General features: G+C 68.3%; 12 protein-coding genes. 3 read left to right on the forward strand and 9 right to left on the reverse strand.

All coding sequences use genetic code 11. From position 1 onward, the window contains the following. Positions 1 to 40: 40 nt before the first annotated feature. Complete coding sequence (locus ABS361_13850) at positions 41 to 916, forward strand: TIGR01459 family HAD-type hydrolase (GenBank protein XBY43181.1); 876 nt, start codon at positions 41 to 43, stop codon at positions 914 to 916. 35 nt (positions 917 to 951) lie between these two features. Here ABS361_13850 and ABS361_13855 read toward each other — a convergent pair whose 3' ends face one another. The 8 genes from ABS361_13855 to ABS361_13890 all read right to left on the reverse strand — a co-directional run bounded on the left by ABS361_13855 (position 952) and on the right by ABS361_13890 (position 11,520). Then, positions 952 to 2,286, reverse strand: coding sequence for a pitrilysin family protein (locus tag ABS361_13855; protein ID XBY43182.1), 1,335 nt, complete (start codon positions 2,284 to 2,286; stop codon positions 952 to 954). A 142-nt stretch (positions 2,287 to 2,428) separates the two neighbouring features. Continuing rightward, positions 2,429 to 3,982 carry a pitrilysin family protein gene (locus ABS361_13860; protein XBY43183.1) on the reverse strand — a complete coding sequence of 518 codons (1,554 nt, stop codon included), beginning with the start codon at positions 3,980 to 3,982 and terminating at the stop codon, positions 2,429 to 2,431. Positions 3,983 to 4,238: 256 nt separating this feature from the next. After that, positions 4,239 to 4,868, reverse strand: a complete 630-nt coding sequence (locus ABS361_13865) for a hypothetical protein (GenBank protein XBY43184.1) — start codon at positions 4,866 to 4,868, stop codon at positions 4,239 to 4,241. 129 nt (positions 4,869 to 4,997) lie between these two features. Next, positions 4,998 to 5,552, reverse strand: coding sequence for a signal peptidase II (lspA, locus tag ABS361_13870; protein ID XBY43185.1), 555 nt, complete (start codon positions 5,550 to 5,552; stop codon positions 4,998 to 5,000). Continuing rightward, entirely contained in the window at positions 5,549 to 8,515 is a 2,967-nt protein-coding gene (ileS, locus tag ABS361_13875; GenBank protein ID XBY43186.1) for an isoleucine--tRNA ligase, read from the reverse strand. The genes lspA and ileS overlap by 4 nt, the downstream gene beginning before the upstream one ends. 354 nt (positions 8,516 to 8,869) lie before the next feature. Beyond that, on the reverse strand, positions 8,870 to 9,805 hold the full coding sequence (locus ABS361_13880) for a DMT family transporter (protein XBY43187.1): 936 nt from the start codon (positions 9,803 to 9,805) through the stop codon (positions 8,870 to 8,872). Continuing rightward, positions 9,802 to 10,806 (reverse strand): bifunctional riboflavin kinase/FAD synthetase, encoded by a 1,005-nt coding sequence (locus tag ABS361_13885; protein XBY43188.1) that lies wholly within the window; start codon positions 10,804 to 10,806, stop codon positions 9,802 to 9,804. The genes ABS361_13880 and ABS361_13885 overlap by 4 nt, the downstream gene beginning before the upstream one ends. A 225-nt stretch (positions 10,807 to 11,031) precedes the next feature. Continuing rightward, the gene (locus ABS361_13890; protein XBY43189.1) at positions 11,032 to 11,520 is read right to left on the reverse strand and encodes a MaoC family dehydratase; all 489 of its coding nucleotides are present in this window, start codon (positions 11,518 to 11,520) and stop codon (positions 11,032 to 11,034) included. A 506-nt stretch (positions 11,521 to 12,026) separates the two neighbouring features. On the opposite strand from ABS361_13890, the gene ABS361_13895 reads away from it, so the two are divergent. Continuing rightward, positions 12,027 to 12,410: a response regulator gene (locus ABS361_13895; GenBank protein ID XBY43190.1), complete on the forward strand. Its 384-nt coding sequence runs from the start codon at positions 12,027 to 12,029 to the stop codon at positions 12,408 to 12,410. A 190-nt stretch (positions 12,411 to 12,600) separates the two neighbouring features. After that, positions 12,601 to 13,275 (forward strand): protein phosphatase CheZ, encoded by a 675-nt coding sequence (locus tag ABS361_13900; protein XBY43191.1) that lies wholly within the window; start codon positions 12,601 to 12,603, stop codon positions 13,273 to 13,275. A 150-nt stretch (positions 13,276 to 13,425) separates the two neighbouring features. Here ABS361_13900 and ABS361_13905 read toward each other — a convergent pair whose 3' ends face one another. Then, complete coding sequence (locus ABS361_13905; GenBank protein ID XBY43192.1) at positions 13,426 to 15,081, reverse strand: EAL domain-containing protein; 1,656 nt, start codon at positions 15,079 to 15,081, stop codon at positions 13,426 to 13,428. Positions 15,082 to 15,214: the final 133 nt, after the last annotated feature.

Raw genomic sequence — 15,214 nt, forward strand, 5'->3', positions numbered from 1 at the left:
TGATCCGGCGCCTTTGCGAGCAACACGAGATCCGAGCCCGATGACCTTCACGCCCGCCCCGCCGCCGCTGATCGCCGGCCTCTCCGAGATCGCTTCCGGCTATTCCGCGCTGATCTGCGACGTCTGGGGCGTCATCCACAATGGCGTCGCGGCGTTTCCGGGCGCGATCGAGGCCTTGACGGCGTTCCGGCGCGGCGGCGGCCGGGTCTGCCTCGTCACCAACGCGCCGCGGCCGAATGCGCCGATCCACGAACAGCTCGCGCAGTTCGGCGTGCCGCGCGACGCCTACGACGACATCGTGACTTCCGGCGATGTCACGCGCCACCTGCTCGCCACGCGCGGCGAGCGGTCGCTCGTCCATATCGGCCCGGAGCGCGATCTCGGCCTCTATGACGGCCTGCACCTCGAACTCACGGCGGACGATGCCGGCGAGATCATCTGCGTGACCGGGCTCAATGACGATACAGTCGAGACCCCCGAGGATTACCGCGACCGGCTCGCGGCGCTCGCGGCGCGCGGCCTGACGCTCGTCTGCGCCAATCCCGACATCGTGGTCGAGCGCGGCCACCAGCTGATCTGGTGCGCCGGCGCGCTGGCGAAGCTCTACGAGGAACTCGGCGGCCGGGTCGAGATGCTCGGCAAGCCGTTCTCGCCGATCTATGCCGAGGCGCTGACCCGTCTGGAGCTCGCGGCCGACCGCGTCGTGGCGAAGTCGGAGATCCTGGCGATCGGCGACGGCCTGCCGACCGATGTCCGCGGCGGCGTCGCGCAGGGCATCGACGTGCTGTTCGTCACCGCCGGCATCCACGCGGCCGACTTCGGCGCGCCCGAGACGCCCGACATGACCAAGGTCGCCGCGCGTCTCGCCCGCGAAGGGCTGGCCGCCCGCGCGGCGATCCCGCGGCTGGCGTGGTGAGCCGATGGGCCGAGGCGCCGCGCTGAAGCGCCGGCTCAGCTCGCGCTCGGACCGACGGTCACGAAGGTGACCGGGTTCGACAGGATGCGCTTGGCCACGCGCTTCACGTCGGCGAGCGTCACGGCGGAGATCTGGTCGTTGCGCTTGTCGATGTAGTCGATGCCGAGATCGTCGATCTGGATCGCCAGCAGCTGGCCGGCGATCTTGTCCGAGGTGTCGAAGCGCAGCGCGTAGGAGCCGATGATGTACTCCTTCGCCTTGTCGAGCTCCTCCTGCGTCGGGCCCTGCTCGGCCATCCGCTTCAGCTGTTCCTTGATGATGCCGATCGTCTCGCCGACCTTGTCGGCCCGCGTCCCCACGCCGCCGACGAACAGGCCGGCGTGCTCGAACGGCGCGAGGCCGGTCGAGATCGTATAGGCGAGGCCGCGCTTCTCGCGCACCTCGGTGTAGAGCCAGGACGAGAAAGTGCCGCCGCCGAGGATGTGGTTCATCACGTAAGCCGCCTGGAAGTCGGCATCGCGGCGCTTCAGTCCCTCGGTGCCGAAGCGTACGGTCGCCTGGGGGATCGCCATGGTATCGGCGACGGTGGCGCCGAGCGCGAGCTTGGCTTCCGGAACCTCCTTCAGCGAGCCCTTGTCCGGCAGGCCCGCGAACAGCTTGTCGAGCAGCGGCGCCAGCGTCTTGGCATCGATCGCGCCAACCACGGCGACCTTCAGACCGTCGCGGGCGAAGGTGTTCCTGTGGAAGCTGCGAACATCGTCGGCGGTAATCGCCTGGATCGACTGTTCCGAACCGCTCGACAGCCGGCCATAGGGATGGTTGCCGAACACGGTGCGGCCGAACAGATGGCCGGCGACGGCATCCGGATCCTTCAGCTCGCGCCGCGCGCCGGCGATCGCCTGCCGGCGCATGCGCTCGATCGCGTCGGCGTCGAAGCGCGGCTTGTTCAGCGACAGGGCGAGCAGGTCGAAGGCCTTGTCCTTGGTCTCGGCCATCATCTTCATCTGGCCGTAGAACCGGTCGCGGCCGTCCTCGAAGCTCATCTCGGCCGAGATGTCGTCGAGTGCGGTCTGGAACTGCTGGCCGGTCATGTCGCCGGCGCCCTCGTCCATCAGGGTCGAGACCAGGTTGGCGACGCCCTCCTTGCCGTCCGGATCCTGCGACGAGCCGCCCTTGAAGGCGAAGTTCAGCGCGATCAGCGGCACGGTGTGCTCTTCGACGAGCCAGGCTTCGATGCCGCCGGGGCTGACCACACGCTGGATGGTGGTCGCTGCGGCCGGAGCGGCGCTGACGCCGGTCAGCACGCCGACGGCAAGCACGGCGGCGACGAGTGCGCGGGGGGGACGAGTGAAGATCGAATGAAACGTCATGGCGCTCGGATCTCCCGGGCTTGTCTTCGGAGGGCCGGCGGCAAAGGGGCCGCCCGGCTCGAAACGGCTCAATCTCAAGCGCGGCACGAACGGGGCCGTGCCGGAACACGCGACCGCGGCACCAACCGCGGGGAGAGCACCGTCAGTCGATCGCGGTGCCCAGGCCGCCCGACAGGAGCCCCGGCTCGCCGTAGCGGATCGGGCCGCCCATCGGCATGCCGGCGAAGGGCGCGCGGGCGCCGAGCTTGCGGCCGGTCGGCGGGGCGCTCTGCAGGTAACCCGTGACGCTGCGCTCGGCGAGCAGATACTTGGTCGCCGCCGCCTTCACGGCTTCCTTGTCGACGGCATAGATGCGGCTCGGCCAGGACTGGATCTGCTGGACGCTGAGGCCGGTCGCGAGACCGGCGCCGAAGATCCGCGCCAGCGTCGCCTGATTGTCCTGGGCACGCACGGCCTCGGCGACGATCTTCTTCTTCGAGCGGGCGATCTCCTCGTCGGAGAGGCCGTTCTTGATGACGTCGGCGAGCACGGCGTCGATCGCCGCGCGCAACTCGTCGAGCGAGACGCCGTCGCGCGGCGTCGCGTAGACCATCAGCTTGTTGTCGTCGTAGGAGGTCGACAGGTACCAGGCACCGGCGGAGCTGGCGACGCCCTTCTCGACCACCAGTTCGCGGTAGAGCCGGCTGGTCGAGCCGGAGCCGAGCACGTCGGCGAGCACATCGAGCGCCTCGGATTCACCCGGCGCCGCGGTGCGGGTCGAGGGCACCAGATAGGCCCGGCGCAGGCTCGGCTGGCTGACGCGCTCGTCGGCGAGCGTCACCGAGCGGGCGGCGTCAGGCTCCGGATCCTGCGGCCGCTCGCGCACGCCCGGCTCGGCGCGGCGCGCGACCTTGCCGTAGGTGTCCTCGGCGAGCTTCTTCACTTCGGCCGCGTCGACGTCGCCGGCGACGACCAGGATCGCGTTGTTCGGCGTGTACCAGCGATTGTAGAAGGCGAGCGCCTCCTTGTAGTTCATCTTCTCCATCTCATGCCGCCAGCCGATCACCGGCACGCGGTACGGATGGTTCGGATGCAGCATCGCATCCATCTGCTCGGAGAGCAGCGCCGACGGGTCGTTGTCGGTGCGCATCGAGCGTTCCTCGAGCACGACCTGCAACTCCGGGCGGGCGATCTCGTCGCTGAGCACGAGATTGGCCATCCGGTCGGCCTCGAGCTTCATGACGAGGCCGAGGCGCTCCTTGGCGACGCGCTGGAAATAGGCGGTGTAGTCGTTGGAGGTGAAGGCGTTTTCCTGACCGCCGACCGAGGCGACGATCTTGGAGAAGGCGCCGATCGGGTAGTCCTTGGTGCCCTTGAACATCAGGTGTTCGAGGTAGTGCGCGATGCCGCTCTTGCCCGGCTGCTCGTCGGAGGCGCCGACCTTGTACCAGACCATGTGGGTCACGACCGGCGCGCGGCGGTCGGGGATGACCACGACGGTCATGCCGTTCGCCAGCGTGAAGCTCTCGACCTTCGATCCGATGGTCGGCGCCCCCGGCAGCGTCGTGCCGGTCGGCGCGGTCGCACCGGGGCCGGTTTCGGCCTGTCCCGGCACACCCAGAAGGGCGACGCCGGCGAAGAGGACCGCCGCGAAGCTCACGGTTCGACGGCTGAGGAACGACGGGCGGGACTGACGGGCCGGGGCGGTCGGGATCACGGACGGGCGTCCTCCTGGGTGCGACGCGTCGCCCGTGGCGGCCGGCGGCGTCGAAAGGCTGATTGCTCACATGTGAGGTGAGCCTTCAGGCGAAATATGGGCACCGAATCGGCCGCGTCGACACCCCCGCCTCACCTTCGCGTGAAGGAAACCGCTGCGGCAAGGGCGCGGGTCGCGTCAGAACGCGTCTGGGCATCCGTTCGAGCGGACGCACGGCCGTGTAAACGTCGATGAGAACAAGGTCCGCGGCGGGGCCTCAGAAGGGCCACCAGGACGACTTCTGCTCCGGCGGCAGCTCCACCGGCGCGTTGGCCGAGGGCTTGCGGTACTCGACCGGCGGCTCGATCAGCGTCTGGCGCTGGCCCGGGTTCTCGGCGCGCTTGATCGCCTCGGCGGTGGCGACGCTCTGGCCGCGCATCTCGTCCGGCGTCAGCGGGCGGCCGACCTCGCGGTCGTTCACCGGCCGGCCTTCGGCCTGACCGGCACCCTTGATGCGGTACTTGGCGAGTTCGTCCGGCGTCCAGGCCTTGGACGGGTCCTTCTCGTTCTTCATCGCCTCCTGACGGCGCTCCTCGGCGACGTCTTCCGGATTGCGCGGGAAGGCGCCGGAGACCGTGCCCGACTGCGGCGACGGCAGGTCGCGCTTCGGCGGCACCACCAGGGTCGCACGCGGCTTGTAATCGATCGGCTTCTCGTGCGGGTCGATGGCGCCGAGCGAGGTCATGATCGACTTGACGGCATTCTGCTCGAGCGACCGGTCGTTGGAGCCCTCTTCCTCGAACTGCGGACCGCTGGCGCAGCCGCCGAGGCCGAGCACGACACCGAAGGCGGCGATGGGAACGAAGCGACGGGCCGTGCGGCTCAGGGCGTCAGACTTGATCGTCACGAGACTTCCACTCCCAACCGGCCCAACGGCCGCACTCCACCGACATCGTCGCCGCGCTCTCGTCCGAGGGCGGTCGCGCCCGAGTCCGAACGTCGGCAGCCGCGCGCAAAAGACGCGGCTTCACAAACGTCAGGAAGACCCCGACTTTGTGGCGCCGTCATGGCTCGGCGCGACGGAGTCATACAGGAGGCCGATCACCCCGGCAACGATCCACACATCGGCGAGATTGAAGACGTACCAGGAGATCGAGCGGTCCGGCAGGAACAGGTGCACGAAATCCACGACCGCGCCGGCCCAGGCGCGATCGATCGCGTTGCCGATCGCCCCGCCGATGATCAGGCCGAGCGAGACGACGACGAGCTTCGAATGCGAGCGGACCAGCCAGACCGCCATCAGGACCGCGGCCACCACGGAGAGCACCACCAGCAGCCAGCGGCCGATATCGGTGCTCTGCTGCAAGAGGCCGTAGGAGATGCCGTAGTTCCAGACCAGCCGCAGCTCGGCGAAGGGCGCGATCGCGATCGGGCCGTGTTCGCCGAAATCGACGCCGTAGAGCAGCCAGAGCTTCGAGGCCTGATCGGTCACGAGGCCGAGGAAGGCCACGGCGAAGCCGAGGGCGGCGAACCGCCCTCGCGCCTGATCCGACCCCGGCACTTGCGCTTGCGGCGTCATGCTGTCGCTCATGCGGCGCGCGCCTTGGCGGCGTCCCATTCGCGCAGCGCGGCCGCGTCGCGCGGGGTCACGTCCGGATAGTCGGGATCGGTGCCGACCTCGGGCGAGATCTTCCACGAGCGGGCGCACTTGGTGCCCTCGGCCTTGCGGAACGATACCCGCACGGCGGCATCCTCGGCCGGCTCGACGAGGTCGGTACCCGGGAAGCCGTCGCCGAGCACGAAGCCCGAGGTGATGCAGACCTCGGCCATGTCGACGCCGGCGAGCGCGGCGGCGAGTTCCGGCGCGGCCGGGTCGAGGTAGACGACGGGCGCGGCCTCGAGCGAGGAGCCGATCACCTTCTCCGCGCGCTTCAGCTCGAGCGCGGCGGTGACCGCCTTGCGCACGCGGCGCACGGTCTCCCACTTGGCGGCGAGCGCCTCGTCGCGCCATTCGGCCGGGATCTCCGGGAACTGCTCCAGATGCACCGAGCCGGCATCCGAGCCGGTGCGAACGGTCCAGGCCTCTTCGGTCGTGAACGGCAGCATCGGCGCGAGCCAGATGGTCAGGCAGTGGAACAACCGATCGACCACCTGCAAGGCCGAACGCCGGCGCACCGACGAGATCGGATCGCAGTAGAGCGCATCCTTGCGGACGTCGAAGTAGAACGCCGACAGGTCGACGACCATGAAGTTTATCAGGGCCGCGACCACGCGCTTGAAGTCGTAAGATCCGTAGCCGGCGCGCACCGTCTCGTCGAGCTCGGCGAGCTTGTGCAGCATGAGCCGGTCGAGCTCCGGCATCTGGGCAAGCGCGACCGGCGCGGCGGGATCGAAATGCGCGAGCGTGCCGAGCATCCAGCGCAGCGTGTTACGGAGCTTTCGATAGGCCTCGACGTTGGTCTTCAGGATCTCCGGGCCGATGCGCATGTCGTCGGAATAGTCCGACGACATGACCCACAGGCGCAGGATGTCCGCGCCGGACTGCTTGATGACGTCCTGCGGCGTCACGGTGTTGCCGAGCGACTTCGACATCTTGCGGCCCTCCTCGTCCATGACGAAGCCATGGGTGAGCAGGCTGTCGTATGGCGCGCGGCCGCGCGTGCCGCAGGACTCGATCAGCGAGGAATGGAACCAGCCGCGATGCTGGTCCGAGCCCTCGAGATACATGTCCGCCGGCCATTTCAGATCCGGCCGCTTCTCCAGCACGAAGGCGTGGGTCGAGCCCGAATCGAACCAGACGTCGAGGATGTCGCGGACCTGCTCCCACTCGGACGGCTCGGCGACCAGATCGTCGAGGAAGCGCTTCTTGGCGTCGTCCTCGAACCAGGCGTCGGCGCCCTCGGCGACGAAGGCCCAGTAGATCCGGTCGGTCAGCGCCTCGTTGCGGGCGAAGGTCGGTCCCGGCGCGAGTTCGCCGGTCTTCACATTGCGGAACACCGCGATCGGCACGCCCCAGGCGCGCTGGCGCGAGATCACCCAGTCGGGCTTGGCCTCGATCATACCGCGCAGGCGGTTCTTGCCCTGCGGCGGATAGAAGGTGGTCGCCTCGATCGCCTTCAGCGCACGGTCGCGCAAGGTGTCGCCGACGCCGTCGAGGTCACGGTCCATGTGGATGAACCACTGCGGCGTGTTGCGGAAGATGACCGGCTTCTTGGAGCGCCAGGAGTGCGGATACTGGTGTTTCAGCCGGCCGCGCGCCATCAGCGCCTTGGCCGCGGCCAGCGCCTCGATCACGGCACCATTGGCGTCGCCCTTCTCGCCCTTGTCGGTGATCACGCGTCGGCCGACGAAGCCGGGCGCGTCCTCGGTCAGGAAGCCGTCGTCGTCGACGGTGAAGGGGATGGCCGGATCGATACCGCGCGCGACCAGATGGCGCGCGTTGGCGGTCCAGATCTCGAAGTCCTCGCGGCCGTGGCCCGGCGCGGTGTGGACGAAGCCGGTGCCGGCGTCGTCGGAGACATGGTCGCCGTCGAGCATCGGCACCTTGAAGCCGTAGCCCGCCTCGCTCAGCGGATGCGCGAGCACGACCGTCTCGAGCACGCGCGCCGGCACGTCGCGGACGCGTTCGAAGGCCTCCACCTTGGCGGCCTTCATCACATCGGCCGCAAGCCGATCGGCGAGCACGACGCGGTCGCCGACCGCGGCCCAGTTGCCCTCCGGCGCCGCGGTCACCGCGTAGAGGCCGTAGGCCACCTTCGAGGAATAGCTGACCGCGCGGTTGCCGGGGATGGTCCAGGGCGTGGTGGTCCAGATCACGACGCTCGCGTCGAGCAAGTCCGCGACATGGTCCTCGACCTCGCCCTCGGCATGCATGACTGGGAACTTCGCGAAGATCGTGTCCGACTGATAGTCGTGGTACTCGATCTCGGCCTCGGCCAGCGCGGTCTTCTCGACCACCGACCACATCACCGGCTTGGAACCGCGATAGAGCTGGCCGGAAAGCGCGAATTTCTGCAGTTCGCGCGCGATCACCGCCTCGGCCTCATAGGCCATGGTCGTGTAGGGATGCGCGAAGTCGCCGATCACGCCGAGGCGCTGGAACTCGGCCGACTGCACGCCGATCCAGTGTTCGGCGAACTGGCGGCACTCCTTGCGGAACTCGACGACCGGCACCTCGTCCTTGTTCTTGCCCTTGGCGCGATACTGTTCCTCGATCTTCCATTCGATCGGCAGGCCGTGGCAGTCCCAGCCCGGCACGTAGTTCGAATCGAAGCCCTGCATCTGCTTCAGGCGCGTGATCACATCCTTGAGGATCTTGTTCAGCGCGTGGCCGAGGTGCAGGTTGCCGTTGGCGTAGGGCGGGCCGTCGTGCAGCACGAACTTCGGTCGGCCGGCGGCGCTCGCGCGCAGGCGCTGGTAGAGGCCCTGGGCCTCCCAGCGCGCGACGATCTGCGGCTCCTTCTCGGGCAGGCCGGCGCGCATCGCAAAATCGGTCTTCGGCAGGAACAGCGTCTCGGAATAGTCGCGCGCCGTCTTGTCGGTGGTGTCGGTCATGGCTCGATCTTCAGCTGGAACGCGTGCGGCGCGATCAGCCGGCACGCGAGGATGAAAAGAGGATAGGGATCGCTGGCGAAGCGCGAGGCCGATGCGGGTGATCGGCCGTCGGCGGAAAGAGACGTCCCGGACCTCCGGGGCGCGCGTGCGTCAGGCCGCGCGGCCCATCTCGGAGGCCGGGCCCGTAATTCGCCCCGTGGTGCGCATCGTCTCCGGGGCCCCTATCAGGGCCGCAACGTCTCGCCGATCGGTCATGGCGCCGGTTCTAACAGGTCGCCCCCGGTCGGGGAAGAGCGGGAAACGCCGCGCAGAGACGCATCGGCGCCTGATGCCGGGCCAAAGCGAGGCCGGGGCTCAGGGAGCCTTCCGCACCCGTTCGCGATGGACGATGTAGAGGCCGGAGCCGACGATCAGCGCGATGCCGATCCAGGTCGTCCAGGCCGGGACGTCGTGGAAGATCAGGTAGCCGGCGATCGAGCCGACGACGATCTCCAGATAGCCGAACGGCGCCAGCACCGTGACCGGCGCGCGCTCGAAGGCCATCAGGATGAAGCCGTGCGACACGAAGGACAGGACACCCATGCCGAGCAGCAGCATCAGCTCGAAGGCCCCCGGCACGATCGCGACCTGATTGGCGATCCCGAGCGTCGAGGTGATCGCCAGCACCACGCCGATGAACAGTGTGCCTGACAGGCCGGTCACGAACTGCGCGCCGATCATGGTGCCGAAGCCGGCGAGGACGCGCGTCATCACGTGATAGAGCGCGAAGCTGCAAGCCGAGCCGAGCGGGAACAACGCCGCCCAGCCGAAGATCTGGAAGCTCGGGCGCACGATGATCAGCGAGCCGAGGAAGCCGACGCCGCAGGCGGTCCAGCGCCGCCAGCCGACCTTCTCGCCGAACAGCGGCACCGACAGCGCGGTCAGGATCATCGGCTCGACGAAGGCGATCGCCAGCGCGTCGGTGATCGGCATCACCTTGAGGCCGGTGAAGAACAGGATCGACGACATCGCCAGGAACGCGCCGCGCGCGAAATGGTGGCCGAGGCGCGGCGGCACAAGCTCGCGCAGGCGCCCGAGCGCGACGGCGACGATCAGAACGACGACCATCTGGGCGACGAAACGACCGAAGGCGACCTCGATCGTCGGCAGCGTCGCGGCGAGGTATTTCGCCACGACGTCCATCATCGGGGCGAACACCATGCCGCCGACCATGAAGGCCATGCCGGCGCCGATCGCCGGATGGCTATGGCCTGCGCTCGTCTTGCTGCCGTCGGCGGGCGTGCTGGTCACGGCAGGTCGGCGAGCGCGCGGTCGAGCGCCGTCCCCGGATCGAGCGTGGCGAGCAGCGTGCGCGCCTCGGCCTTGTCGAGTTCCATCTGGGCGACGAGCGCATCGACCGACGGGAAACGGGCCTCCGGCCGGAGATAGGAGACGAAGCCGACGCGGGCGGTCTTGCCGTAGAGGTCGCCGCGGAAATCGAACAGGTAGGTCTCGAGCAGCGGCGGGCCGTCGTCGAACTGCGGGCGGCGGCCGTAGTTGGCGACGCCGTGGTGCGTCACGCCGTCGACCGAGAAGGTCACGGCATAGACGCCATGGGCGAGCCGGCAATCGGCGTCGAGCCGCATGTTGGCGGTCGGAAAGCCGAGGTCGCGGCCGCGCTTGTCGCCATGGATCACCTCGGCCTCGACGAACCAGCGATAGCCGAGCAGGCCGTTGGCGAGACCGAGCTCGCGGCCGGCGAGCGCGTCGCGGATACGGCTCGACGAGACGGTCGCGCCGCCCTCGTCGGAGAAGGCCTCGACGATCTGCACGGGGAAGCCGTTGATGAGCCCGGCCTCCGACAGATAGATCGGCGAGCCGCCGCGGCCCTTGCCGAAGTGGAAGTCCCAGCCGACCACCGCACCCGCGATGCCGAGCCGCTCGACCAGGATCTCGGCGACGAAGGTCTCGGCCGTCTTCTCCGCGAAGGTGCGGTCGAAGGGCACCACGACGATGCCGTCGAGACCGAGCGCGCGCATGAGCCGGGCCTTGGCGTGTGGCGGCGTCAGGCGGAAGATGTGGCTGTCGGGCCGGAATACCGAGCGCGGATGCGGCTCGAAGGTCATGGCATAGGCCGGAAGGCCCTTGTCATGCGCATGATCGCGCGCGGCGGCGAGAACGGCCTGATGACCGCGATGGGCACCATCGAAATTGCCGATCGCGACGATGCCGCCGCTGAGCGCGGCGGGGAAGTCCTCCAGCCGCTCGACGACGTGGAAGGGGCGAACGGCGGACGGCTCGGCGGGAATCATGTCGCGGCGGATCTCGGAGGCGGATCTCGGGGAGCTATGGCAAGGCCCGGTGACGCGACGCTGACGCGCGGCCCCCGAGCGCGCGGACCCTGCCCCGCCGGCCGGGTCCGGTCAAGATCGCGCAGCGCAGGATGATCCGATGCACGGGTTCGGGATCGCCGAGGAGAGATCCGGCCACCTCGACGCAACCGGCCGACGGAGCGCCGGTCGTGATCCGCGCTACGTTCAGGCCGCCTCGGTCTTCGCGGGCTGGCCGGGGGCCGGTTCGGGCGCGCGCTCCTTCGGGCGGCCCGGCACCATGACCGTCGCCTCGCCGTCGAGCACGACCTGGCCGTCGACGCTCGCCTCGCAGTGGAGACGGCAGCGGCGGCCCTTCTCGACCAGCTCGACGACCTCGACCGACACGACAACGACATCGCCGATCTTGACCGGCGCCTTGAAGCTCAGCGTTTGCGACATGTAGACGGCGCCGGGACCGGGCAGCCGGGTGCCGAGCACGGCCGAGATCAGGCTCGCGGTATAGAGCCCGTGCGCGATGCGCTGGCCGAAGCGGGTCTTGGCCGCATAGACGTCGCAGAGATGGATCGGGTTGTCGTCGCCCGAGACCTGCGCGAAGCCGACCACGTCGGATTCCATCACGGTCTTCATGATGGTCTCGCGCATGCCGAGCGCGAGATCTTCGAAGAAATAGGACGTCAGCACCGGCATCGCCATCGGCGGCCTCTCTTTCCCGGCGCGGGCCGGACCGGAACCGCGGTTCACTCGCCGGCCGTCGGCGCTCGCGCCAATTCATGATCTCTTGCGGATCGGGCGCGTCGGATGCGCCGGTCTCGACAAGTCCGGCCATTGCTCCCGAGCCGATCCGCATCGTGGAACCAAGCTGACCATCGCTTCATCCCGCTGGCAAGCGCACCTTCGTCTAGGGCGGCGCGACCAAAAGAAGCGCTCGTCGTGCGGGCGAAACGGAAGCGCCGGTCCCGCCTGCCGCGCGAACCAGCGAGCCCGATCAGAGCGGATCCACTGGATTTCCGGGCAAGAAACGACGCAACGGGAGGCCGCGAAACAAGACGTTCCGCCATTAACGAAAATTTTTGAAGCTCCAGTCTATGTTGGTCTACGGGCAAGGGAGTGACGTCGATGGGACGGTCGTCTCACGCCTCCAGTTGAGTTCGGACGCGACATCGCCAGGGTACGTCGCAGCCTAGTTCGGAGTAGACCTGATGGCGCTCGATCTTTCGATGCCGATTCTCGTGGTCGACGACTACAAGACCATGATCCGCATCATTCGGAATCTTCTGAAGCAGCTCGGTTTCGAGGACGTCGACGAGGCCTCTGATGGCACCGAGGCGCTCGGCAAGATGAAGGACCGTCGCTACGGTCTCGTCATCTCGGACTGGAACATGGAGCCGATGACCGGCTACGAGCTCCTCAAGCACGTGCGCGCCGATCCGGGCCTGACCAAGACGCCGTTCATCATGGTGACGGCCGAATCCAAGACCGAGAACGTGATCGCCGCCAAGAAGGCCGGCGTGAACAACTACATCGTCAAGCCGTTCAACGCGCAGACGCTGAAGGGCAAGATCGAAGCCGTGTTCAGCGACTGAACCGGCCACGACGCGACCACCGGAGCCGATCTCGGCTCCGGCACTGGCGCGGAGATCCGATCGCAAGGCAGCCGGCGCGCCCTCTCCCTTTCTTCGACGGTCGCGCGCCCGCACTCCGCCGACGCGCGGAGATCGGCCGACGCCGATCGGAACCGAAGAACACCTCCGCCAAAACCCCGGGAGAGATCCGATGGCTCAGCCCAACGCCGAGCAGCTTTCGCACATCGTCGAGTTCCTCAAGCGCGAGCGGCATGACATGTCGCTGCAGGACGTGATGGAACTCGCCGAGAAGATGGCGCTGACCCTCGACGAGTCGGTCTCGACCGTCGACACTCTCCTCCATGACGAACTGAAGTCGATCGCCGGCGAGATCGCCAATCTCAAGCACGAGATCGGCACGATCCGGCCCGACCACGTCCGCTTCGACAAGATCCCCGAGGCCGGGCTCGAACTCGACGCCGTGGTCGAGGCGACCGAGAGCGCGACCCATACGATCATGGAATCGGCCGAGAAGATCATGGCGGCCGACGCCGCCGATCCGGTCGCCTACAAGACCATGGTCGACCAGGAGATCATCACGATCTTCGAGGCCTGCACCTTCCAGGACATCACCGGCCAGCGCATCCGCAAGGTCGTGCGCACGCTGTCGTGGATCGAGGATCGCGTCGCGATGCTCGCCCAGAAGCTCAAGATGGCCGGTGCCAAGATCGAAGACGAGCCGGCCGAGGAGACCGAGGACGAGCGGCGCATGCGCGAGCTCATCCTGCACGGTCCGCAGCTCGCCGGCGAAGGCGTCAGCCAGAATTTCGTCGATGACGTGTTCTCGTCGTCGGATCAGGACGACATCGACAAGCTGTTCTCCTGACCGCATCCGATCAGGCCGAAGAATAAAAAGGCGGGCGCGCGAGCGGCCCGCCTTTTTCGTTCGGCTCTCGCCGATCGTGCGGAATACGCGGTCAGCGCGTCCCGGCCGGTCGCAGCGACGCGCGGCGGCCCTCACCGCCGCCGGGCGCCTTCAGCGACGGACGGGCGTCGCCGCGCCCGCTGTCGCCCCGACCGGTCTCGGCCCGCCCGCTCTCGGCCCGACCAGCGTCGGCCTTCGGGCCTCGCCCCGACCGGCATCCCCACGCCCACCCTCGCCCCTGGCGGGAGCCGAGATCTCTGGCGGACGCGTGCCCGGCTCGGGCAGGCCGGCGCCGAAAGTCTCCGGGCGCACGGGGCGCGGCGGCGAGAACAGGAAGCCCTGGCCGTAGCCGATGCCGAAATCGAGGATGTCGACGACCTGGCTCTCGGTCTCGACGTGATCGGCGATCAGGTCGATCCCGAAGCGCTGGAAATAGTTGGCGAGATCGGCCGGGTGAATGTCGGTGCCGAGCTCCTCCGAGCGGGTCAGCAGCCGATCCGAGCTGATCTTGGCATAGCGGAAGCCACGCTCGAACAGGTTCTGGAAGCTGATCTTCAGGTCGGTGATCTGGTCGAGCGAGAAGCGGAAGCCAAGATCGTAGAGCCCTTTGAGCGCCTCGAACTCGATCGGCCCCATGGAGCGGACCGAGCGCTGGGCGAACTCGAAGATCAGCATGTCGGCGAGGTTGCGGTTCTGCTCCAGGAAACCGACGAAGTCCTTGAAGAAGGAGGCGTCGGCGAGGCTGGTCGTCGACAGATTGACGAAGATGCCGATGTCGCGCGTGCGCTGCGACAGGCGCCGCAGCAGCTGCACCGAGCGCAGCAGGATCTGATTGTCGAGCGGCGCGACGAGGCCGCTCATCTCGGCGAGCGGCAGATAGTCGGACGGGTAGATCGTCTCGCCGTCTTCGGCGCGGAGCCGTGTCAGCGCCTCGTAGAAGCGCACCTTGCGCTGCGGCAGCGTCACGATCGGCTGCAGGTGCACATCGATGCGGTTCTGATCGATCGCGCGGCGGACCAAATCGAGGAAGGCGCGCTCGTCGAGGTGGGTGAAGCGCTTCGGCACCAGATTTTCGCGCGGCGCCGCAGCCGGCGCGACCTGTGGCGCCAGCGGCACCGCCGCGGCACCGATCGCGTCGGCGCGCCGCGGCGGCTGCACGGCGGGCGCCGCCTGCGGCTGGCCGACATAGCCGTCCGGCGCGAACACCAGCGGCGCCGAGGCCGGCGCCGGCACCCAGCCCTGTTGCGGCGGCGGCGCGAAGGCCGGCTGCGCGATCGGCTGAGGCACGGGCTGGGGCACGGGTTGCGGCATCGGCGCGGGCTGTGGCGCGTATTGCGGCGCATAGGCCTGCGGGACCGGCCGCGCGGTGATGTCGCCGAGACGCATCTCCAGATCCGCAACCGTCTCGACGACCTGCTTGACCAGCCCGCCGATCACCTCGACCTCGGCCGCCAGCGGCTCGATCTCGTCGCGGGCCCGGCGCGGCATGCCGTTTTCGCCGGCCGAGACACGGCGCTCGAGCGCGATGACATCCTCGCTCAGACGCTGGAGATATTCGCCGATGCGCGTGACCTCCTGGGCCAGTTCGTCGCGCTGGCGCCGCCGCGAGGTCTCGCGGTGGATCAGGTAGAGCACCCCGACCAGCGCCGCGATCGACAGCACCGTCCCGACCATCGACGCGTCGAATTGCAGGCGCAGGATGACGCCCAGCGAAATCGCCACGACGAGGATGCACAGGAAGATGAAGACGTCGGCGAAGCGGCGCATCTAGCGGGTCCGTGACCGGGTCCCCACGCGCCCGGCCGTCTCGAAGGTGCCCGCACTATGCGTGATTCACCGATTCGAGGCCAAGGGCGGCAAAGCGTAAACTCCGGGTAAATCGCTCCGCCCTCGTGTTTTT

Source organism: Ancalomicrobiaceae bacterium S20 (assembly GCA_040269895.1).
Lineage (GTDB): Bacteria > Pseudomonadota > Alphaproteobacteria > Rhizobiales > Ancalomicrobiaceae > Methyloraptor > Methyloraptor flagellatus.

Excerpts from the sequence above, each read along its gene's own strand:
- ileS (XBY43186.1), bottom strand. The coding sequence starts at position 8,515 with ATGACCGACACCACCGACAAGACGGCGCGCGACTATTCCGAGACGCTG.
- ABS361_13890 (XBY43189.1), bottom strand. The coding sequence starts at position 11,520 with ATGGCGATGCCGGTGCTGACGTCCTATTTCTTCGAAGATCTCGCGCTC.
- ABS361_13905 (XBY43192.1), bottom strand. The coding sequence starts at position 15,081 with ATGCGCCGCTTCGCCGACGTCTTCATCTTCCTGTGCATCCTCGTCGTG.
- lspA (XBY43185.1), bottom strand. The coding sequence starts at position 5,552 with ATGAGCGACAGCATGACGCCGCAAGCGCAAGTGCCGGGGTCGGATCAG.
- ABS361_13900 (XBY43191.1), top strand. The coding sequence starts at position 12,601 with ATGGCTCAGCCCAACGCCGAGCAGCTTTCGCACATCGTCGAGTTCCTC.
- ABS361_13850 (XBY43181.1), top strand. The coding sequence starts at position 41 with ATGACCTTCACGCCCGCCCCGCCGCCGCTGATCGCCGGCCTCTCCGAG.
- ABS361_13895 (XBY43190.1), top strand. The coding sequence starts at position 12,027 with ATGGCGCTCGATCTTTCGATGCCGATTCTCGTGGTCGACGACTACAAG.
- ABS361_13885 (XBY43188.1), bottom strand. The coding sequence starts at position 10,806 with ATGATTCCCGCCGAGCCGTCCGCCGTTCGCCCCTTCCACGTCGTCGAG.
- ABS361_13855 (XBY43182.1), bottom strand. The coding sequence starts at position 2,286 with ATGACGTTTCATTCGATCTTCACTCGTCCCCCCCGCGCACTCGTCGCC.